Source organism: Rhodanobacter spathiphylli B39 (assembly GCF_000264295.1).
In the GTDB taxonomy this organism is placed as follows: Bacteria; Pseudomonadota; Gammaproteobacteria; order Xanthomonadales; family Rhodanobacteraceae; genus Rhodanobacter; species Rhodanobacter spathiphylli.
The window spans coordinates 547,043-566,378 of the sequence record NZ_AJXT01000004.1 but is presented as its reverse complement, the minus strand read 5'-3'; the positions used below and the strand labels follow the sequence as shown (position 1 = coordinate 566,378).

Annotated in this window: 16 protein-coding genes and 3 tRNA genes; 4 read left to right on the top strand and 15 right to left on the bottom strand. The window is 66.4% G+C overall.

Going from position 1 to position 19,336, the window contains the following annotated elements:
• Positions 1–3: 3 nt before the first annotated feature.
• The 8 genes from UU7_RS03335 to UU7_RS03300 form a co-directional block, all read right to left on the bottom strand.
• Entirely contained in the window at positions 4–387 is a 384-nt protein-coding gene (locus UU7_RS03335) for a DUF4845 domain-containing protein (RefSeq protein ID WP_007805331.1), read from the bottom strand.
• 186 nt (positions 388–573) lie between these two features.
• The gene (lepB, locus tag UU7_RS03330; protein ID WP_007805329.1) at positions 574–1,470 is read right to left on the bottom strand and encodes a signal peptidase I; all 897 of its coding nucleotides are present in this window, start codon (positions 1,468–1,470) and stop codon (positions 574–576) included.
• Positions 1,471–1,571: 101 nt separating this feature from the next.
• Entirely contained in the window at positions 1,572–3,365 is a 1,794-nt protein-coding gene (gene lepA / locus UU7_RS03325; protein ID WP_007805328.1) for a translation elongation factor 4, read from the bottom strand.
• A gap of 199 nt (positions 3,366–3,564) precedes the next feature.
• Positions 3,565–5,040 (bottom strand): Do family serine endopeptidase, encoded by a 1,476-nt coding sequence (locus UU7_RS03320; RefSeq protein WP_007805326.1) that lies wholly within the window; start codon positions 5,038–5,040, stop codon positions 3,565–3,567.
• Positions 5,041–5,232: 192 nt separating this feature from the next.
• On the bottom strand, positions 5,233–5,925 hold the full coding sequence (locus UU7_RS03315; protein WP_040672692.1) for a sigma-E factor negative regulatory protein: 693 nt from the start codon (positions 5,923–5,925) through the stop codon (positions 5,233–5,235).
• Positions 5,922–6,515 (bottom strand): RNA polymerase sigma factor RpoE, encoded by a 594-nt coding sequence (rpoE, locus tag UU7_RS03310; RefSeq protein WP_007805322.1) that lies wholly within the window; start codon positions 6,513–6,515, stop codon positions 5,922–5,924. The genes UU7_RS03315 and rpoE overlap by 4 nt, the downstream gene beginning before the upstream one ends.
• Positions 6,516–6,729: 214 nt before the next feature.
• Positions 6,730–9,300 (bottom strand): putative bifunctional diguanylate cyclase/phosphodiesterase, encoded by a 2,571-nt coding sequence (locus UU7_RS03305; protein WP_007805320.1) that lies wholly within the window; start codon positions 9,298–9,300, stop codon positions 6,730–6,732.
• A gap of 12 nt (positions 9,301–9,312) precedes the next feature.
• Positions 9,313–9,807 carry a hypothetical protein gene (locus UU7_RS03300; RefSeq protein ID WP_040672691.1) on the bottom strand — a complete coding sequence of 165 codons (495 nt, stop codon included), beginning with the start codon at positions 9,805–9,807 and terminating at the stop codon, positions 9,313–9,315.
• A 301-nt stretch (positions 9,808–10,108) separates the two neighbouring features.
• On the opposite strand from UU7_RS03300, the gene UU7_RS03295 reads away from it, so the two are divergent.
• The gene (locus tag UU7_RS03295; protein ID WP_007805316.1) at positions 10,109–12,190 is read left to right on the top strand and encodes a 3-hydroxyacyl-CoA dehydrogenase NAD-binding domain-containing protein; all 2,082 of its coding nucleotides are present in this window, start codon (positions 10,109–10,111) and stop codon (positions 12,188–12,190) included.
• Between the two features lie 72 nt (positions 12,191–12,262).
• On the opposite strand, the gene UU7_RS03290 is transcribed toward UU7_RS03295, so the two are convergent.
• The 5 genes from UU7_RS03290 to UU7_RS03270 all read right to left on the bottom strand — a co-directional run bounded on the left by UU7_RS03290 (position 12,263) and on the right by UU7_RS03270 (position 17,325).
• The gene (locus tag UU7_RS03290) at positions 12,263–12,871 is read right to left on the bottom strand and encodes a DUF2058 domain-containing protein (RefSeq protein WP_007805314.1); all 609 of its coding nucleotides are present in this window, start codon (positions 12,869–12,871) and stop codon (positions 12,263–12,265) included.
• Between the two features lie 31 nt (positions 12,872–12,902).
• Entirely contained in the window at positions 12,903–13,109 is a 207-nt protein-coding gene (locus UU7_RS03285; protein ID WP_157581839.1) for a SlyX family protein, read from the bottom strand.
• 14 nt (positions 13,110–13,123) lie between these two features.
• A complete protein-coding gene (locus UU7_RS03280) occupies positions 13,124–14,467 on the bottom strand; it encodes a UDP-glucose dehydrogenase family protein (protein WP_007805309.1) in 1,344 nt (447 codons plus the stop codon).
• A 166-nt stretch (positions 14,468–14,633) separates the two neighbouring features.
• Complete coding sequence (locus tag UU7_RS03275; RefSeq protein ID WP_007805307.1) at positions 14,634–15,383, bottom strand: FKBP-type peptidyl-prolyl cis-trans isomerase; 750 nt, start codon at positions 15,381–15,383, stop codon at positions 14,634–14,636.
• A gap of 193 nt (positions 15,384–15,576) precedes the next feature.
• On the bottom strand, positions 15,577–17,325 hold the full coding sequence (locus tag UU7_RS03270; RefSeq protein ID WP_007805305.1) for a cation:proton antiporter: 1,749 nt from the start codon (positions 17,323–17,325) through the stop codon (positions 15,577–15,579).
• Between the two features lie 171 nt (positions 17,326–17,496).
• Here UU7_RS03270 and UU7_RS03265 point away from each other — a divergent pair.
• The 3 genes from UU7_RS03265 to UU7_RS03255 all read left to right on the top strand — a co-directional run bounded on the left by UU7_RS03265 (position 17,497) and on the right by UU7_RS03255 (position 17,770).
• A tRNA-Ala gene (locus UU7_RS03265) sits at positions 17,497–17,572 on the top strand.
• Between the two features lie 9 nt (positions 17,573–17,581).
• A tRNA-Glu gene (locus UU7_RS03260) sits at positions 17,582–17,657 on the top strand.
• A 36-nt stretch (positions 17,658–17,693) separates the two neighbouring features.
• A tRNA-Asp gene (locus tag UU7_RS03255) sits at positions 17,694–17,770 on the top strand.
• Positions 17,771–17,877: 107 nt separating this feature from the next.
• Here UU7_RS03255 and UU7_RS03250 read toward each other — a convergent pair.
• Positions 17,878–18,375 carry a DUF1249 domain-containing protein gene (locus UU7_RS03250; RefSeq protein WP_007805303.1) on the bottom strand — a complete coding sequence of 166 codons (498 nt, stop codon included), beginning with the start codon at positions 18,373–18,375 and terminating at the stop codon, positions 17,878–17,880.
• A gap of 37 nt (positions 18,376–18,412) precedes the next feature.
• Positions 18,413–19,228, bottom strand: a complete 816-nt coding sequence (gene ppsR / locus UU7_RS03245; RefSeq protein WP_007805301.1) for a posphoenolpyruvate synthetase regulatory kinase/phosphorylase PpsR — start codon at positions 19,226–19,228, stop codon at positions 18,413–18,415.
• Positions 19,229–19,336 lie beyond the last annotated feature (108 nt).

Sequence of the window (19,336 nt, the reverse complement as noted above, 5' to 3'; positions counted from 1 at the left end):
AAGTTACTCGCCCACATTGCCCTGCAGCGCAATGCTCTTGTCGAAGTGCAGCAGGAAGGAGATGTTGTACATGAACGGAATTTCCTTGTCGTAGGCCACCTGCAGCTGGCTGGCACCACCGGCGTCCTTCTTGATGGTGATGTCTTCCGGGCGCACCACGGCATCGTCGACGTACTGGAAATCCATCTTGCGCAGCAGGTCGCGACGGATCTCGTCCAGCGACTTGCCGTTGGTTCCTTCACTGGCGACCTGCTCCATCGCCTTGACCACGCCGCCGTACTCGGAATACGACGGCACCAGCTTCATCGCCATGTAGGCCAGGAAACCGAACACGGCCAGAATGAACAGGAATCCGATCAGGGTGACGCCGGTCTGCTTCGATTTCATAGTCCCCTCGCTACGCCGCGTCGAACGGCTTGCCTTGCAATGGATGGTGATGAGCTGAATGGATGTCCGGCCGCCCCGCGCCGGCGTGCCGATTATGCCTGCAGATTCGCGCGCCGGTGGCGATGGCGTGCGCAGGGCTTCGACCCGGTCACGCTTTGGCCGGCCGGACTGCGCCGGCCGCTCGCATCAATGGATGACCGTGCCGATCCGCGAGAAATCCACGCCGCCGGTGCCCCAGCCCTTCCAGCTCATCCAGATCAGGAAGGCCTTGCCGGCCAGGTTCTGCTCCGGCATGCAGCCCCACCAGCGGCTGTCCAGGCTGTCGTTGCGGTTGTCGCCCATCACCAGGTAGCAGCCGGCCGGCACCTTGGACGGCACGCGGTCGTTGGGGATGGAATTGGGCGTGTTGTAGGCGGGCATGCGCGCGATCATGTGGTTGAGCTTGCCCAGGTGTTCGGTCCATACCGTGGCGCCCATGTTCAGCATGGTCTCGTCGACGCTGCGCTGGGGATTGCCCACGTAGGGGCCGATCTCGTCCGCCGTGACGCGCTGGCCGTTCACCAGCAGCTCGTCGCCATGCACCTCGATGCTGTCGCCGGGCAGGCCGATGACGCGCTTGATCCAGTTCTGCGACGGCACCTTGGCATGCGGATCGTTGCAGCTCATGTCACCGCTGCGCACCAGCTTGCCGTCATCCCGGCACAGGTAGCCCGGAAAGCGGAATACCACCACGTCGCCCCGCTTCGGCTCGCCCAGGCTGACGAACTTGTCGTTGAACGCCGGCATGCGCAGGCCGTAGGCGAACTTGTTGACCAGGATGAAGTCGCCCACGTCCAAGGTCGGCATCATCGAGCCGGACGGAATCCGGAACGGCTCGGCCACGAACGAGCGCAGCACCAGCACCACCAGCACCACCGGGAACAGCGAGCGCGACCAGTCCACCACCGCCGGCTCGTGGTACTCCTCGCCCGCCGCGTCCAGCCGCGCCTTGCGCTTCCTGTACAGGAACAGGCGGTCCAGCCCCCAGACCACGCCGAACAGCACGGTCAGGCCAAGCAGAATCGCCGAAAAATCAAAATCCATGTGGGGCTCCTATGGAGCCGGGAGTGGAGAATCGGGAATCGGGAATCGCAAGAGCCCGAGGCTCCGATTCCCGATTCCCGATTCCCGATTCCCGGCCGAAATCATTTATCCACTCTGAGTACGGCGAGGAAGGCTTCCTGGGGAATTTCCACCCGGCCCACCTGCTTCATGCGCTTCTTGCCTTCCTTCTGCTTCTCCAGCAACTTCTTCTTGCGGCTGACGTCGCCACCGTAGCACTTGGCCAGGACGTTCTTGCGCAACGCCTTGACGGTGGAACGGGCGATGATCTGCGCGCCGATCGCGGCCTGGATGGCCACGTCGAACTGCTGGCGCGGGATCAGGTCCTTCATCCGCTCGACCAGGTCGCGGCCGCGGCGGTCGGCATGGCTGCGATGCACGATCAGGCTCAGCGCGTCGACGCGGTCGCCGTTGATCAGCACGTCGGTGCGCACGAACGGGCCGGCCTCGAAGCGGTCGAAGTGGTAGTCCATCGAGGCGTAGCCGCGCGAGACGGATTTCAGGCGATCAAAGAAGTCCATCACCACCTCGGCCAGCGGCATTTCGTAGCTGATCTGCACCTGGCTGGCCAGGTACTGGATCGAGCGCTGCACGCCGCGCTTTTCCTCGCACAGGGTGATCACGTTGCCGATGTAGTCCGGCGGCGTGAGGATGTTGGCGACGATGATCGGCTCGCGGATCTCCGCCACCAGGCTGGTGTTGGTCGGCAGCTTGGCCGGGTTGTCCAGCAACATGGTGGTGCCGTCGCTTTTCAGGATCTCGTAGACCACGGTGGGCGCGGTGGTGATCAGGTCCAGGTCGTATTCGCGCTCCAGCCGCTCCTGCACGATTTCCATGTGCAGCATGCCGAGGAAACCGCAGCGGAAGCCGAAGCCCATCGCCTCGGACGATTCCGGCTCGAAGAACAGCGCGGCGTCGTTGAGGCGCAGCTTGTCCAGCGCCTCGCGCATGGCCGGGTAATCGTCCGACGACACCGGGAACAGGCCGGCGAACACCCGCGGCTGCATGTGCTGGAAACCGGGCAGCGCCTTGTCGGCCGGCTTGCCGGCATGGGTCAGCGTGTCGCCGACCGGCGCGCCGTGCACGTCCTTGATCGAGGCGTTGATCCAGCCCACCTCGCCCGCGCCGAGCTTGTCCAGCTTCTTGCGCTTGGGGGTGAACACGCCGACGTCGCCCACTTCGTGGGTGCGCCCGGTGGACATCACCAGCAGCTTGTCGCCGGACTTGATCTCGCCCTGCATCACGCGCACCAGCGACACCACGCCCAGGTAGTTGTCGAACCAGGAGTCGATGATCAGCGCCTGCAGCCTGTCGGTGTCGCGCGGCTGCGGCGGCGGGATGCGGGCGACGATCGCCTCCAGCACCTCGACCACGTTCAGGCCGGTCTTGGCGCTGATCGCCACCGCGTCGGTGGCGTCCACGCCGATCACCGCCTCGATTTCGAGTTTCACTTTTTCGACGTCGGCGGTCGGCAGGTCGATCTTGTTCAGCACCGGCACCACTTCCAGGCCCATTTCCACCGCGGTGTAGCAGTTGGCCACCGACTGCGCCTCGACACCCTGGGCGGCGTCCACCACCAGCAGCGCGCCCTCGCACGCCGCCAGCGAACGGCTGACCTCGTAGGAGAAGTCCACGTGCCCGGGGGTGTCGATGAAATTCAGCTGATAGGTCTTGCCGTCGCGCGCCTTGTACGGCAGCGACACCGACTGCGCCTTGATCGTGATGCCGCGCTCGCGCTCGATCGGATTGTTGTCCAGCACCTGCGCTTCCATCTCGCGGTCGGCCAGGCCGCCACAGATCTGGATGATGCGATCGGCCAGGGTGGACTTGCCGTGATCGATATGGGCAATGATGGAGAAGTTGCGGATCAATTCCATGGAGCGCTGGCGGCCTGTGGTCGAGCTGGGGCTGGGCACCACGCGACGGCGTGGCGGCGCTGCCGCGAGGCAACGCTAACCCGGCATTATCGCATGGGATCGCCGCCATCAGGCGATCGGGCAAGCGGCGCCATCCCGCCACGGGATGGCGCCGCTCGATGCTGGCCGGCCCGTGCGCCGCGGGCCGGCCAGCGGCACATCAGCGATCCGCCGGCACCGTGAGCCCCACGAAGTTGCTCTGCTCGCCCCGGCGCACCAGCAACAGCACCGTGCTGCCCGCCTTCACGCTCTTCGTGGCCGCCTCGAACTCGGCCACGCTGCCGACCTTCTGCTGGTTGACCATGGTGATCACGTCGCCGGCACGCAGGCCGGCCTGCGCCGCCACGGGGCCGGTGATGTCGTCGATCACCACGCCCTGCCCCGCCTTCAGGCCCAGCTGGCTGCGCGTGTCGCTGTCGATCGACTGCACGGTCAGACCCAGCGCGGCCGAACCGGCCTGGCTGGACGACGGCGCCGAAGCCAGGTTGTTGACCGCGTTGCGATCACGCTTGGCCTCGCTGATGGTCACGTCGAGCGTCTGCTTCTTGCCGTTGCGCAGGATTTCCACCGGCACCTTGCTGCCCGGCTTGGTCATGCCGACCAGCGGCGGCAGGTCCGACGCCTGCTGCAGTGGCTGGCCGTTGTAGCTCAGGATGATGTCGCCAGGCTGGATGCCGGCCTTGGCCGCACCGCTGTCCGGGCTGACGTCGACCACCGCGGCACCCGCGCCATTGTCGAGCTTGAACGCCTTGATGATGTCGTCATTGACCGGCTGCATGGTCACGCCCAGCATGCCGCGCGAAACGTAGCCCTTGGACTTGAGCTGCTGCACGGCGCTCATCGCCACATCGATGGGAATCGAGAAGGACACGCCCAGGTAGTCGCCGGTGTTGGAGTAGATCTGCGAGTTGACGCCCACCACGCGGCCCTGCAGGTCGAACAGCGGACCACCGGAATTGCCCCGGTTGATCGGCACGTCGGTCTGGATGAACGAGGTGTACGGCTGGTCGCGCTGGCCCAGGTTGCGCCCCACGGCGCTGACGATGCCCTGGGTCACGGTGTAGTCGAAGCCGAACGGCGAACCGATCGCCAGCACCCACTGGCCCGGCTTCAGGCTGCGCGAATCGCCCAGATCCACTGCCGGCAGGTTGCCGCCGGCATCGACCTTGAGCAGGGCGATGTCGTAGGTCGGGTCGGTACCGATCACTTTCGCGGTGAGCGTGCGCCGGTCCTGCAGGCGCACGGTGACCTTGTCCGCGTGATCGACCACGTGGTTGTTGGTGAGGATGTAGCCGTCATGGGAAATGATGAAGCCCGAACCCAGCGAGGTGTGCTTCTGCTGCTGCGGCGAAGGCATCATCGGCATGCCGAAGAAGCGGCGCAGGATCTCGGCCTGCGGATCATCGGGCCCGCCCTGGCCGGGCATCATCTGCGGACCGCGCCCGCCATAACTGTCGGGTTGTTCGCCGGTGTACTTCGCTTCCACGTGGACGACGGCCGGTGCGTTCTTCTGCACGATGCCGGTGAAATCCGGCAGGGCCGCCGCGCTGCCCGGTGCCTGCGCCTGCACCACGCCGACACTGGCGACGCCCAGCAAGGCGCAACACGCCAGGCTGCGCAGGATGGAATGATTCATGGCTCCTCCTCAGGTTGACTCAAGCCGCACCGGCCTGAAATGGACTGGATGGTTCCGATGTGGGGGTTCCCGGCAGTGCCGGGGCCCGCGCATTTCGCAGGTCATCCCGCGCACGGCAGCGGCCGGCCCTTGCGGTACCCGGTTGGTGGCGTGCATCGAAAACGGGCCGCGGGAACGACACGCGGACCCGGGCTATTGCGCGACGGCGGATGCCCTGCGCGACGCGTCGTCCGGCGCGGAGATCCGCTGCTGCTCCGGATCGAGCAGCAACAGGTAGCTGCCATCGTTGTTTTCCAGCGTGCGGTAACGCGGCATCGACGGGTAGCCCGACAGTCGCCGCGCATAGTTCGACGGGCTCTGCCCGAACGGCGAACCCAGCGTGGCCGAGGCCTGCTGGCTGAGCAGTCCAGCCGAATTGCCGCTGAGCCACGGTGGCACGGCCGCCGGCGCGCTCGGCTTGGCGGCCGTGGCCAGGCTGGGGACGGTGCTGGTCTGCGGGGTGTTGGCCGAGGCGGTGACCTGTTCCAGCTCACTGCCCGAGCGCGGCTGGCCCACCATCAACGCGGCGGCGGCCACGCTGGCGGCGATCGCGCCACCCGCGGACCAGCGCAGCCAGTGATGGCGCCTTGAGGGAGGCGCGGTGACCGCAGCCGCTTCCTGCTCGATCGCGCGCATCACGCGGTCGGCAAAGTCGACGCTGGCCACGGCCGGGAATTCCCGGCGCAGGCTGTCGCGCGCCACGTGGTAGGGAGACCAGGCGGCCTGCAGGGAGGCATCGTGGTCGAGACGGCGCAGCAGGAACCGCAGCTGCTCCTTCGACAATTCGCCATCGATGCCCGCGGAAAGACTTTCCCGGGTGTCCTGATTCATGCCTGCCTGATTCATGTCTGATCCTCGCGGTCCGACAAAAGTGGCCGCAGTTTTTCGTCGATCGCCTCGCGTGCCCGAAAGATGCGCGAACGCACCGTACCGATCGGGCAGCCCATCGCTTCGGCGATTTCATCGTAGCTGAGACCATCCACTTCACGCAGCGTGATGGCGGTCCGCAGTTCTTCGGGCAACGCTTGGACAGTGGAAAACACCGATTGTTCAATTTCCTGGCGCATCAGCTCGCGCTCGGGCGTGGCGCTGTCGTGCATGCGCTCGGCGCCGGCCATGAACTCGGCGTCATCGGCGTCGATGTCGCCCGAGGGCGGGCGCCGCCCCATCGCCACCAGGTGGTTCTTGGCGGTGTTCACCGCGATCTTGTACAGCCAGGTGTAGAAGGCGCTGTCGCCCCGGAACGAGCCGATCGCCCGCCAGGCGCGGATGAAGGACTCCTGGGCGATGTCCTCGCACTCGGCATGGCTGCGCACATAGCGCGAGACCAGCCCGATCACCTTGTGCTGGTACTTGCGCACCAGCAGGTCGAAGGCCCGCCTGTCTCCCTGCTGGACACGCTCGACCAGCGCGCGATCCAGTTCGTTTTCGCCCATCCGGGCCGTATCCGTCGTCAATGCCGTCATCCGCTGCGGGAGCTTGTTTTGAACTGAACGCGGCGCTCAGACCGCGCCCAGGCGCCCTAGTTCACCTGGAACATGAAGTAGCGGGCCCCACCTTAACGCACAGCCCGTTGGCTGGTTGTCATGCCGGACCTGCCACCCGACCCGTGACGGGTATCGGCCAGTTATGGGGGCGCCGACGTTCCGCTCAAGCCAGCTCGGCCGCCCGCCCCTCCAGCAGGCGCTGCCGTTCGGCCAGCAGCTTGTCGAAACTGACCGGCGGCAGCGGGCGGCAGAACAGGTAGCCCTGCAACTCGTCGCAGCCGTTCGTGCGCAGGAACTGCAGGTGCTGCTCGATCTCCACACCCTCGGCAACCACGGCCCGGTTCAGCCGGTGAGCCATCTCGATGGTGGCACGCACGATCGCCTCGTCATCCGGGTCCACCCCGATGTTGCGCACGAAGCTCTGGTCGATCTTGATGCGGTCGGCCGGCAGCCGGCGCAGGTAATCCAGCGACGCGGCGCCGGTGCCGAAATCGTCGATCGCGATGTGGCAGCCCAGCCGGTGCAGTGCGTTGAGGTTCTCGACCAGGTTGGGCGCTTCCTTGATGCTGATGCTTTCGGTGACCTCCATTTCCAGCAGGGTCGGGTCCAGCCCGGTATCGCGCAGCACCGCGGCCACCGTGTCCAGCAGCTGCGGCTCCATCAGCTGCACCGCCGACAGGTTCACCCCCAGGCGCAGGCGCAGGCCGTAACGCTGCTCCCATTCCTTCGCCTGGCGGCAGGCCGTGCGCATCACCCATTCGCCGATCGAGACGATCAGGCCGGTCTCCTCGGCCAGCGGGATGAACACCGCCGGGCTGATCATGCCCAGCTCGGGATGTTCCCAGCGCACCAGCGCCTCCATCCCCACGATGTCCTCGGTCTCGGTGTTGACCTGCGGCTGGTAGACCACGCGCAGCTCGCCATTGCCCTCGGCGTGGCGCAGGCGGGTCTTCAGCGCCATGCCATGCTGCTGGGCATATTCCGGGCTGATCTCGTAGATCTGGAAGGTGTTGCGGCCCTGGTGCTTGGCCGCGTACATCGCCTCGTCCGCATGCTTGAGCAGGGTTGCCGCGTCGCCGGCGTCGTCCGGGAAGAAGCTCAGCCCCATCGAGGCGGTCACCTGCAGCTCGGTGCCGTCCTCCAGGTACAGCGGCGTCTCCATCACCTGGACGATCTTCTCGGCCACGCGCATCACGTCGTCGTTCTTGACGATGTGCCGCAGCACGATGGTGAACTCGTCACCGGCGTACCGCGCCACCGTGTCGGAGGCGCGGATGCTGCCGCACAGGCGCTGGGTGACCGTGCGCAATACCTGGTCGCCGGCCGCGTGGCCGTAGGTGTCGTTGATCGCCTTGAAGCGGTCGAGGTCGACGAACAGCACGGCGAAGCATTCGCCGTTGCGGGTGGCCTCGCGGATGATCGTTTCCAGGCGATCGTTGAACAGCAGGCGGTTCGGCAGCCCGGTCAGGGCGTCGACCAGGCCCTCGGCGCGGCCCTGTTCGCGGGTGCGGCCCAGCTCCAGCATCTGGGCGAAGCGCGCGACCGCGCAGCGCAACACCGGTTCGATGATGCTCATCTCGCCGAAGCCGCGGCGCGTGCCGGCGAGCATCGCGCCCAGCACGGTATGTCTTTCGTCGTACAGCGGCAGACCGGCGAAGCCGGCCAGTTCGAGCTGTTGCAGCAACGGGTCGATCGGCGCCAGGCGCTTGGCATCGGTGCGGTACAGGATCGACTTGCCGGCCAGCACCAGTTGCAGCGAACTCTGCAATTGCGCGGGCGGCCAGGCCACGTCCTCGCCACTCCACAACTGCAGCATCTGGTTGGGCGCTTCCGCCCCTTCGTGCCGCGCCGACCAGACGGCCAGGTAGTCCAGCCCCAGTTCGTCGAACAGCAGGCGGCCAGCGGCGGTCTGGGCGTCGACGCCGCTGGTCGAGGCAAAGATGCGCGACAGCAATGACAGCGCCGCCTCGGCCCGGAGGTCGGCGCGATCGCTGCGGAACATCAGCGCCAGCGCGTCACGCCCGGCATGCCGGATGCGCCGGACGCTGGCCTGGCCGGTGTCCGCGCCTTGCGCCGACTTGCGCTGGCACGGGTACCAGTTGCGGTTGGCCTCGGCCAGCACCTGGCTGATCGCGATGCCTTCGAAGCGCAGCACCTGCGCCAGCGGCAGGCCCTGCCACTGGTCGACGTGGATGCGGCTGTGCCTGCCCACGGTGGGACTGACTTCGAGCAGGCGGCCGCTCTGCGCGTCGGCAATCAGCCATTCGCCGTCGCCTTCCTCGAAGGTGAAGCGGTAGCCATCGGGCTCGGCCATCGCTTCGGGCACGGGCGGCAGCACACGGGCACGCGTGCCTTCCGGCGCCAGCGAACGCCGCCAGCGGGGAATGAGCTCGTCGGAGATGTTCCAGGCGGAAAGCCAGTCAGCGATCCCGGGCGGAAGATCCGCCGGCCCGAAGGTCGCCTCGTCCGCCAGCACCACGATCAGCGGCGTTTCGGCAGCCCCCGGAAGGTGACGCAATTGCTCGCAGGCGTGGCGTGCCTGCTGCGCGTCGCCGGCCAGCACGATCACCAGCAGCTGCAGGGGCGGCAACGGCGGCCGCCCTTCGAGCAGGATGGCCGCGTGCGGGACGTCGCGCGCGCTGTAGATCTGCGGGTAACCCGCCTGGTCGAGTGCGTCGAACAGGTTGCGCCGCAGTTCGCGCTGCGCTGCGACCACCAGGATGCCGGAGTTCATCGTGTCCTCGCCTCAGACCAGCCAGCGGCCGTCGCGCAGGCGCAGGCGCCGGGGCTGGCTGTCATGGCTGCCGATGTGCGTCGCCAGGTCGCCCAGGTGCTCGGTCAGCGCGGCGGGCGCATCGATCAGGACCACCCGGCGCAGATGTCCCTTGGGCGCGCGCGCCAGCTGGCGCAGCAGGGTGCCGTCCATCGCCGACAGCGGCAGCTCGAGTCCGAGCAGGAAGTACACGCCGAAATGCATGCTCTGCTGCATGTAGCGCAGCGCGTTGCCCAGCCGTTGACAGTCCGGCACGCGCACGTGGGCGTCGCGCAGGCTGCCCAGCCCGGTATCGGGTTGCCAGAGGTAGACGGCCTGGCCGGTATGCCGCGCGATCGCGCGAAACTGATCGATCAGGGCATGCACGTCCTGGCAGTCCAGCACCACCAGTCCGCTGGGTGCGGCCAGGATGCGTTCGAAGATCTCGTTGCCGGCTTGCACGGGAACGGAGGCGATTGTCGAATTCATTGCGTCCCCGTGCGGCGGCGATGAAGCCATGGAGTCAGCCAGCCCGCGACTGCCTGGATAAATGACGGGAAGGAGCCCGCTGGTTGCCACGTTGACCGATGCGCGCCGGAGCATCCCTGTTCCTGCCCGTCAGCCCGTCGTCCCGTGCCCTGCACGTCGCGCCCGCTGCAACCTCGGTGCCAACGGATGATGACCGATTTCACACCGGCACCGGCGCAGGGTCAAGCAGATGTGTCACATCTCGCAATCATGGCGTCGGGACGGTATGGTTCAGGCCTCCTCCACCACACCGTATCGACCCATGTTCGAAGGACTGCGCTTCAACCACTGGAAGACCAGCGAAAGCGAGGATGGCATCGTCACGCTGACCCTGGATCGCGCCAACAGCAGCGTCAACGCGATTTCCCGCGCGGTGCTGGACGAACTGGAGCAGATCGTCGAGCGCCTGGCCATCGAGAAGCCGGCCGGCGTGGTGATCCACTCGGCCAAGGCCTCGGGCTTCGCCGTGGGCGCCGACATCAAGGAATTCGTCGAGTACGCGAAACACGACACGGTGCTGGAGAACATCGAGCACGGCCAGCGCGTCTACGAGGCGTTGGCTCGCCTGCCCTGCCCCACCGTGGCCGCCGTGCACGGCGCCTGCATGGGCGGCGGCACCGAGCTGATCCTGGCCTGCCGCCAGCGCATCGCCGTCGACGACGAGAAAACGCGGATCGCCCTGCCCGAAGTGATGCTGGGCATCCATCCCGGCTGGGGCGGCACCGCGCGCCTGCCGCGCCTGATCGGCGCCACCGAGGCGCTGCCGGTGATGCTGACCGGCAAGGCCCTGTCGGCAAAGCGCGCCCTGGGCCTGGGCGTGGTCGACCGGCTGGCACGCCCGGACGAGCTGCTGAGCGAGGCGCGCCTGTTGCTGCGTCGCCCCGCGACGCGACCGTTCGCCCGCCGCGCCAGGGCCTGGGCCACCAATACCTGGCTGGCCCGGCAGATCCTGGCGCCGATCGTGCTGAAGCAGACCGCGGCCAAGGTGCGCAAGGAGCACTACCCCGCGCCATTCGCGATGATCGAGGTGTGGAAGCGTGGCGGTTCCGGCATCAGCCAGCGACTGAAGCTCGAGGCACGCTCGGTGGCGAAGCTGGCGACCACGCCGACGGCGCAGAACCTGATCCGGATCTTCTTCCTGCAGGAACGCCTGAAGGGCCAGGGCGCCGGCGTCGACGCGCAAATCAGCCACGTGCACGTGGTCGGTGCCGGCGTGATGGGCGGCGACATCGCCGCCTGGGCCGCGTTCAAGGGTTTCAACGTGACCCTGCAGGATCGCGAGATGAAGTTCATCCAGCCGGCGCTGGATCGTGCCCGCACCCTGTACGAGAAGAAGCTGAAGTCCGCCGACAAGGTCGAGGCGGCGATGCAGCGCCTGCGCGCCGATGTCGACGGCAGCGGCGTGGCGGCGGCCGACCTGGCCATCGAGGCGATCTACGAGAACGCCGGGGCCAAGGAGGCGTTGTACGCCACCATCGAGCCCCAGTTCCAGGCCGACGAGATCCTGGCCAGCAACACCTCCAGCATCCCGCTGGACGAGCTGCGCAAGAACCTGGCCGCGCCGCAGCGCTTCCTGGGCCTGCACTTCTTCAATCCGGTGGCGCAGATGCCGCTGGTGGAAGTGGTGCGGCATGACCGACTCGATCCGCTGATCGAGAAGCGCGCACTGGCATTCTGCAAGGCCATCGGCAAGTTGCCGGTGGCGGTCAAGGGCACGCCGGGGTTCCTAGTCAACCGCATCCTGATGCCCTACCTGCTGGAAGCGCTGCGCCTGTACAGCGAAGGCGTGCCCGGCCCGGTGCTGGACCGCGCGGCGAAGAAGTTCGGCATGCCGATGGGGCCGATCGAGCTGGCCGACACTGTCGGCCTGGACGTGTGCGCATCGGTCGGCCGCGAACTGGCGCCCTTCTTGGGACTGGAGTTGCCGCCGGGGCTGGACGACAAGCTGGAGGCCGGCAAGCGCGGCAAGAAGGATGGCCAGGGCCTGTATGTCTGGCAGGACGGCAGGCCGCAGAAACCCGAAGTACCCCAGGAGTACGTGACGCCACCGGATCTGGCCGACCGGATGATCCTGCCGATGGTCAACGAGGCGATCGCCTGCCTTGCCGATGGCGTGGTGGATGATGCCGACCTGCTGGATGCCGGCGTGATCTTCGGCACCGGCTTCGCGCCGTTCCGGGGTGGCCCGATCCAGTACACGCGCAGCGAAGGCGCCGACAAGCTCAAGGCAAGGCTCGAGGAACTGGCGCAACGCCATGGCGAGCGATTCAAGCCGAAGAATGGCTGGGACAATCCGACGCTGGCGCAGGGTGGCTTCGAACTGCCGACTTCCCCCAGCCACTGAGCCCTGGATGACGCGTCACCCCCACCAGAGAGCCCGGCACGCCGGGCTCTTTTTCATGGACTCATGTCGCCATCACCACATCAGGTCGTCCGGCACGCCATCGTCACCGACGCCCGATGCCGTCGGGTCGACCAGCAAGGCCAGCAGGTGCGGATCGATGGCACGGACCTGTTCGGCAATCTCGCGCGCCACCAGCAGGTAGCGACCACCGTGCTGGACCACGCCCAGCTCGCCGGCATTGAGCGCGGCAAGCTGCGGGGCGTCCACATGCACCCGGCGGATCTTGCCGCCGTACTCGAAATTGCGCGGCTGGTCCGCATCGGTCTTGTTCAGCGCCTTGCCATCAAGCAATTGCTGGATCTTCTGCTTGCGCTCGCGGCGCAGCCGGGCCTGTTCGGCCACTTCCTGCTCGATCTGCTTGCGCTCCCGCGTCTCGGTCTGCGCGCGCAACGCATAAGCCCTGGCCAGGTCGATGTCCTGCTGGCTGCGGCCGGCCACAGGTGGTTGCGGCTTGCTGCCAGGCCTGGCAGCAGACTTGCCACCGGTATTGGCACCAGGCTTGCCGCCATGACGCGCCGGCTTGCCGGGCGACGGCGGCCGCTTCGGCTCGCGGGGGCGCTCGAGTTGAACCTGTTTGACGATGCCGCTCTTGAGCAGCTGATCGCGCAGGGAATCGGCCATGCGGGTATTCCGTGATCGTTGGATACAAATTTCAGTAATGCGGCGGCGGCGGTTCGTCGTGTGCGTCACTGCCCTGGGCGACCCGCATCGATGCCATTTCGCCGCGCAGATCGCGCAACGCGCGCTCCAGCGCAGCGATTCGCTGCGACTGGTCGGCGTCCGCCGTGGTCAACGCCTGGACAGCCTCGTCGATGAAGGTCAGCTTGACCTCCATCTCGTCCAGCCGCTGCTCGAACATGGCGCGCTGGTCGTTCACGGCGATGACTGCAGGCTGCGCCCGCGCCCGATGCCGTAATAGGCCAGACCCGCCTCCTCCACCACCGCCGGGTCGTACAGGTTGCGTCCGTCGAAGATCGCCGGTTCGGCCAGCGTCCCGCGGATGGCGGCGAAGTCCGGGCTGCGGAACGCCTTCCACTCGGTGACCACGGCCAGCACGTCGGCACCGCGAACGGCTTCCATGGCGTCGCCGCACAGCACCAGGTCCGCGCGATCGCCGTACAGGCGCTGCGTTTCCGCGCGCGCTTCCGGATCGAACGCACGCACGCTGGCGCCGGCTTCCCACAGCAACTCCATCAGTCGCCGGCTGGACGCCTCGCGCATGTCGTCGGTGTTGGGCTTGAACGCCAGCCCCCACAGCGCGATCGTGCGGCCCGCCAGCTGGCCGTCGAAGTGGCGCGAGACCAGCTCGAACAGCTTGCCCTTCTGCTGGCGATTGACCGCCTCGACCGCGCCCAGCAGACGGGCGTCATAACCGTACGCGTGCGCGGTGCGTTCCAGCGCCTGCACGTCCTTGGGAAAACACGAACCGCCGTAGCCAGCGCCCGGGTAGATGAAGCTGTAGCCGATGCGCGGGTCCGAACCGATGCCCTGGCGCACCAGTTCCACGTCGGCCCCCACCCGCTCGGCGATATTCGCGATCTCGTTCATGAAACTGATCTTGGTGGCCAGCATCGCGTTGGCCGCGTACTTGGTCAGCTCGGCCGAACGCTCGTCCATCACCACCATGCGATCGTGGTTGCGGTTGAACGGTGCGTACAGCTTGCGCAGCACCGCCACCGCGCGCGCGCTGGAGGAACCGACCACGATGCGGTCCGGGCGCAGGCAGTCTTCCACCGCGGCGCCTTCCTTGAGGAACTCCGGATTGGAGACCACGTCGAATTCCACCGTCGCGTTGCGCGCCTTCAATTCGCCAGCCACCGCCTCGCGCACCCGATCGGCGGTGCCCACCGGCACGGTCGACTTGTTCACCACCACGGCGTAGTGATCCAGGTGGCGGCCGATGGTGCGGGCCACCGCCTGCACGTACTGCAGGTCGGCGCTGCCATCCTCGTCCGGTGGCGTGCCGACGGCGATGAAGATCAATTCGGCATGCGCGATCGCCGGCGCCGCGTCGGTGGTGAAATCGAGCCGACCGCCGGCGTGGTTGCGTTGCACGATTGCCTCGAGCCCGGGCTCGAAGATCGGGATCTCGCCGCGCTTCAGGCGCTCGACCTTGCCCGCATCGATATCCACGCAAACCACCTTGTTGCCCATTTCCGCCAGGCAGGCACCGGTGACCAGGCCGACATAGCCGGTACCGAAGATAGTGACATTCATCATCGTCGTGACGATTCCCGCAAAAGTTGGACGTCCATTCTAACCGCCGCCGCGACCGCTTCGATCCGGCCATCGCGATTTCCGCAAACACGAAGGGGCGCGAATCGCTTCGCGCCCCTTCGTGGAACTCGCGCCGGAGTCGCCTCCGGCAACTGCTACGTAATGCTTACTTGCCGCCCGCAGCGGCGCCAGCCGGCGTCGGACCCGTCTTGACCAGGGTCACGTCGAAAATCAGCGTGGCGTTCGGCGGCATCGGCGGCTGCGGCTCGGCACCGTAAGCCAGCGCGGACGGAATGAACAGCTTGTAGTGACCACCGACCTGCATCAGCTGCAGACCTTCACGGAAGCCCGGGATCACGCCGGCCAGCGGGATCTTCGCGGCGCCCGGCGGGTTGTGCTTGGCCGAGGCATCGAACACCTGGCCGTTGATGAAGGTACCGGTGTAGTTGATCTCGACCGTGTCGTTCGGACCCGGGCGGGCGCCCGTGCCCTGGCTGATCACCTGGTACTGCAGGCCCGACGCGGTCGTCTTCACGCCCGGCGCGCTCTTGTTCTTGGCCAGGAACGCATCGCCTTCGGCCTTGTTCTTGGCCGCCAGCTTGGTCATCTCGGCCTGGTACTTGGCCTGGATCTTGGCCATGAAGGCATCGTGCACCTGCTTGGCTTCGGTGTCGCTCATGGTCGGCTTCTGGCCGGACAGCGCCGCCTTCACCGCGTTGGCCACGGCGGTCGGATCCAGTTCGTCGCGCATGATCGGCGGAACCTGGGAAGCAATTTCCCAACCCACAACGTAGCTTGCCTTGGCCTTGTCGACGGTGCCCGCAGCGCCAGTCGTCTGGGCGGCAACGGAGGCCGTCATGCCCAGCGCAACAGCCATCGCGGCCGCCGTCAGCGTGGGACGCAGAAAGTGCTTCATTCGTAACTCCCTCATGTATGGATGTGCCGACACTGCCGGCCGGGCCCCCCCGATGGAGGCAGGCCTCGCATTGTGCGGTGCTTGTCAGATCTTGGCAACGATCGGGCGATCAGACCGTCATTCCCGATAAAGGTTCATTCCGGCACCCCGTGCCGGCCCCCTCCCCGCCCCCCCGCAGGGGACCGTCGCGATCTCACGGATCAGGTTTTTCGAGGGTCTCCTTCAGGGCGGCCTGCAGCCGCGCATGCATCCTGACCAGGCCCCGCCACAGCACCACCGCCACCACCACCACCAGCACCACCAGCGACAGGGCGATCCCGCGCGGTGGCAGGATCGCCGAACTGAGTCCGCTGACCAGCAGCGCCAGCGCCAGCAGCGTGGCCAGCGGGATGACCCGCGCCAGCACGTTGCGGATTGCCTGCGTGTAGGAGCCCGCAAACCGCTCGCGGATGCCGAGCTCCGCCAGAACCATGCCCAGCGCCTCGGCCTTGCGGTACACGGCGATCAGCATGGGCAGCGACAGGAACAGCGCGCAGGCCCATATCAGCGTGTGGCGCAGCTCCCGATCGATGCCGAGCTTCGAGAACCAGCTCCAGTTGTGCGCATTGACGTAGGCACCGACGATGAACAGCGCCACCACCAGCAACACGTTGATGCCGATGTGCCAGAGCAGGCGGCGGAAGATGGCCGCGATGGCCGCGTTCTCGTTGACCGGCTTGAGGTTCTCCAGCCAGCCGTTGTAACTGTTCGCCAGCAGGATCAGCGAGCGCGGCGTCACCCGGCGCAAGCCATTAGCCAGGCTCTCGGCGGACCGGTTCAGGTACGGCGACGCGGCCATGCACAGCACGGAAACGGCCACCGCGATCGGGTAGATGAAATCACTGACCACGCCCAGCGAAAGTCCAAGCGTGGCAATGACGAACGAGAATTCGCCGATCTGCGCCATGCCCAGGCCCGAGCGCAGCGCCGTGCGCGGATCGTGGCCCACGATGAAGATGCCCAGGCTGCAGGCCAGGGTCTTGCCGACGATCACCACGGTCGCGATGAGCAGGGCCGGCAAGGCGTACTGCAACAGCATCGCGGGATCGATCTTCAGCCCGATCGCCACGAAGAACAGCGCCGCGAACATGTCACGCAACGGCTCCACCAGATGCAGCACCCGCCCCACGCTGCGCGATTCGGCCACCACCGCGCCGGCCAGAAAGGCACCCAGCGCGACACTGAAACCCATCCACACCGCGAACAGGCTGGCGCCGAAGCAGATGCCGAGCACGCTGACCAGCAAGGTCTCGTCGCGATCGAAGCTCGCCACGTAATCGACCAGGCGGGGCAGCAGCAGCAGGCCCAGGATCATTCCCACGATCACGAACAGGCCCAGGTGCCCGACCAGGGCCAGCGCCGTGTCGGCCTGCACCGAGCCACCGATCGCCACCGCCGTGAGCAGGGTCAGCATCACGATGGTGAGCATGTCCTCGGCCACCAGCAGGCCCGTCACCAGTTGCGCGAACTTCTGCTGGCGCTGCCCGGACTCGGCCAGCGTGCGCGTGGCCACCATCGTCGAGGACAACGAAATGATCGCGCCAAGAAACAGCGCGTCCGTGCCGGACCAGCCGAACAGACCGCCGATGCCATAGCCGATCCACAACATCAGCCCCACTTCCGCGACCGCCACGGCCAGCACGCCGATGCCGACTTGGCGCAACTTGCGCACGCTGAATTCCAGGCCCAGGGTGAACATCAGCAGGACCACGCCGAGATTGGAAATGTCGTCGATGGCGCGCGCATCGCCCACCAGCACGCCCGGCGTATGCGGCCCGATCAGCACGCCCGCCAGGATGTAGCCCAGCAGCACCGGCTGCCGCATCCGCTGGAACACGATCGTGGTGGCGCCCGCCACGATCATCACGATGGCAAGATCACGAATGAAGCCGATTTCGTGCATTCATCAACTCTCTGGAACCCGAGGTATCGTTCCAGCTTAAACGAAGGAAAGGCGGCACTCGCCTGCGCGCAGGAGGGCATCGTCGACAAGCCGGCGCCCCGTGATCGAAAAGTGTGAAAAAAAGCTTGACGGAATTCCGGAGCGCACCTATTCTTCTCGGCTTCCAGCGGCGGGGCCATAGCTCAGCTGGGAGAGCGCCTGCATGGCATGCAGGAGGTCGGCGGTTCGATCCCGCCTGGCTCCACCAACTTGAATTGTCCCCATCGTCTAGAGGCCTAGGACACCACCCTTTCACGGTGGACACCGGGGTTCGAATCCCCGTGGGGACGCCAAGTTGGCTCGCACAGCTGGAAGAAGCAACACAATGCGGAGTGGTAGTTCAGTTGGTTAGAATGCTGGCCTGTCACGCCGGAGGTCGCGGGTTCGAGTCCCGTCCACTCCGCCACTATTCAAGCAAAAAGCCCGCCTAGTGCGGGCTTTTTGCTGCGTGGTGATTTTGCGCGCTGCTGCGTGTGCGCAGGAACCAGGAAGGCGGCCCCATGATCGAGGCCACTACTTCCGAGCGCCCTCGCTCGACTGCGGCTGCGGCTGCGGCTGCGGCACCAGCGTGCCGACGGAATGGCCCTGCTCGACGAGGTATTCCAGCCAGCGCGACAGGAATCCGTTCATCCGCAAGCGGTGCTGAAACACCGAATGCGCCGGCGGAAACGGACCCAGCACCTGCCACAGGTGCCGCCCGGGGTGGCAATGCAGCGCCTCGGCCACATGCGCGTCGGTATACATGCGCAACTGTGCCGACGGCGCACGCCTGCCAGTATCGATGTCGACGAAATCGTAGGTGAGTTCCAGTTCCAGCGTGTACGGATGACGCTCCTGCACGGAAAGGTGGACGTCGAGACCGTCGTCCACGTTCGACACATAACGCCCCGGCGCCAGCTGCTGTGGCTGAAACAGTCGGGTCAGGCGATGGTAATTCTCGGCGTACAGCCCCATCAGGAACTCGAATCGTCCCGGTAGCAGGCTGCGGCGGTTGTCCAGTACGGCACTCATCGGGGATGCACGAACTCCAGTGGGCGGGCCAGGGTTTTCAGAACATGGTTCGTTCGATGCCGAAGCGATCGAAGATCTTGCTGGCGATCTCCTCGATCGACACATGGGTGGTGTTGAGGCTGGGAATGCCGGCCTGGCGCATCAGGCGATCGGCCTGCTCCAGCTCCCAGCGGCATTGCTGCAAGGTGGCGTAGCGGCTGCCGGCGCGGCGCTGTTCGCGGATCTGCGCCAGGCGCACCGGATCGATGGTGAGGCCATACAGCCGATCCTTGTACGGACGCAGACGCGCCGGCAATTCGAGCTTCTCGAGGTCGTCGTCGGTCAGCGGATAGTTGGCGGCGCTGACTCCGTAATGCAAGGCCATGTAGAGACAGGTCGGCGTCTTGCCCGAGCGCGACACGCCGACCAGGATCAGGTCCGCCTCGGCATAGTTCACGTCGATGCCGTCGTCATGCGACAACGCGTAGTTGGTCGCGTTGATGCGCGCCTCGTACTTGTCGAAATCGACCATGCCATGCGACCGGTTGACCGCACCCGAGCGCTTGGTGGACAGCTCCTCCTCGAGCGGGCCGATGAAGGGCGCAAACACGTCCAGCATCAGCGCGCCGCTGGCGGCGACGATCTCGCACAGGGCGCGTTCGGCCATGGTGTTGACCACGATCGGACGCTGGCCGGTCTGCGCATAGTTGGTCTTGATGCGCAGCGCGGCAGCCTCCGCCTTGTGCGCGTTGTCGGTGAAGGGCAAGCGGTGCTTGTCGAACTGCACGCCTTCGAACTGCGCCAGGATGCTGTTGCCGATGGTCTCCGCCGTGATCCCGGTGGAGTCCGAAATGAAGAATACGGTTCGATGCATGCGTGGCCCTGATGGCGGATGGCGGATGGCGTCTGGCCGCACCTTAGCAGGTTGCGGCATGCATTCTGACGCGTCCACAACCCGGTGAACCGGCACGACATCGGCTCG

Excerpts from the sequence above, each read along its gene's own strand:
- UU7_RS03335 (WP_007805331.1), bottom strand. The coding sequence starts at position 387 with ATGAAATCGAAGCAGACCGGCGTCACCCTGATCGGATTCCTGTTCATT.
- lepB (WP_007805329.1), bottom strand. The coding sequence starts at position 1,470 with ATGGATTTTGATTTTTCGGCGATTCTGCTTGGCCTGACCGTGCTGTTC.
- lepA (WP_007805328.1), bottom strand. The coding sequence starts at position 3,365 with ATGGAATTGATCCGCAACTTCTCCATCATTGCCCATATCGATCACGGC.
- UU7_RS03320 (WP_007805326.1), bottom strand. The coding sequence starts at position 5,040 with ATGAATCATTCCATCCTGCGCAGCCTGGCGTGTTGCGCCTTGCTGGGC.
- UU7_RS03315 (WP_040672692.1), bottom strand. The coding sequence starts at position 5,925 with ATGAATCAGGCAGGCATGAATCAGGACACCCGGGAAAGTCTTTCCGCG.
- rpoE (WP_007805322.1), bottom strand. The coding sequence starts at position 6,515 with ATGGGCGAAAACGAACTGGATCGCGCGCTGGTCGAGCGTGTCCAGCAG.
- UU7_RS03305 (WP_007805320.1), bottom strand. The coding sequence starts at position 9,300 with ATGAACTCCGGCATCCTGGTGGTCGCAGCGCAGCGCGAACTGCGGCGC.
- UU7_RS03300 (WP_040672691.1), bottom strand. The coding sequence starts at position 9,807 with ATGAATTCGACAATCGCCTCCGTTCCCGTGCAAGCCGGCAACGAGATC.
- UU7_RS03295 (WP_007805316.1), top strand. The coding sequence starts at position 10,109 with ATGTTCGAAGGACTGCGCTTCAACCACTGGAAGACCAGCGAAAGCGAG.
- UU7_RS03290 (WP_007805314.1), bottom strand. The coding sequence starts at position 12,871 with ATGGCCGATTCCCTGCGCGATCAGCTGCTCAAGAGCGGCATCGTCAAA.
- UU7_RS03285 (WP_157581839.1), bottom strand. The coding sequence starts at position 13,109 with ATGTTCGAGCAGCGGCTGGACGAGATGGAGGTCAAGCTGACCTTCATC.
- UU7_RS03280 (WP_007805309.1), bottom strand. The coding sequence starts at position 14,467 with ATGAATGTCACTATCTTCGGTACCGGCTATGTCGGCCTGGTCACCGGT.
- UU7_RS03275 (WP_007805307.1), bottom strand. The coding sequence starts at position 15,383 with ATGAAGCACTTTCTGCGTCCCACGCTGACGGCGGCCGCGATGGCTGTT.
- UU7_RS03270 (WP_007805305.1), bottom strand. The coding sequence starts at position 17,325 with ATGCACGAAATCGGCTTCATTCGTGATCTTGCCATCGTGATGATCGTG.
- UU7_RS03250 (WP_007805303.1), bottom strand. The coding sequence starts at position 18,375 with ATGAGTGCCGTACTGGACAACCGCCGCAGCCTGCTACCGGGACGATTC.
- ppsR (WP_007805301.1), bottom strand. The coding sequence starts at position 19,228 with ATGCATCGAACCGTATTCTTCATTTCGGACTCCACCGGGATCACGGCG.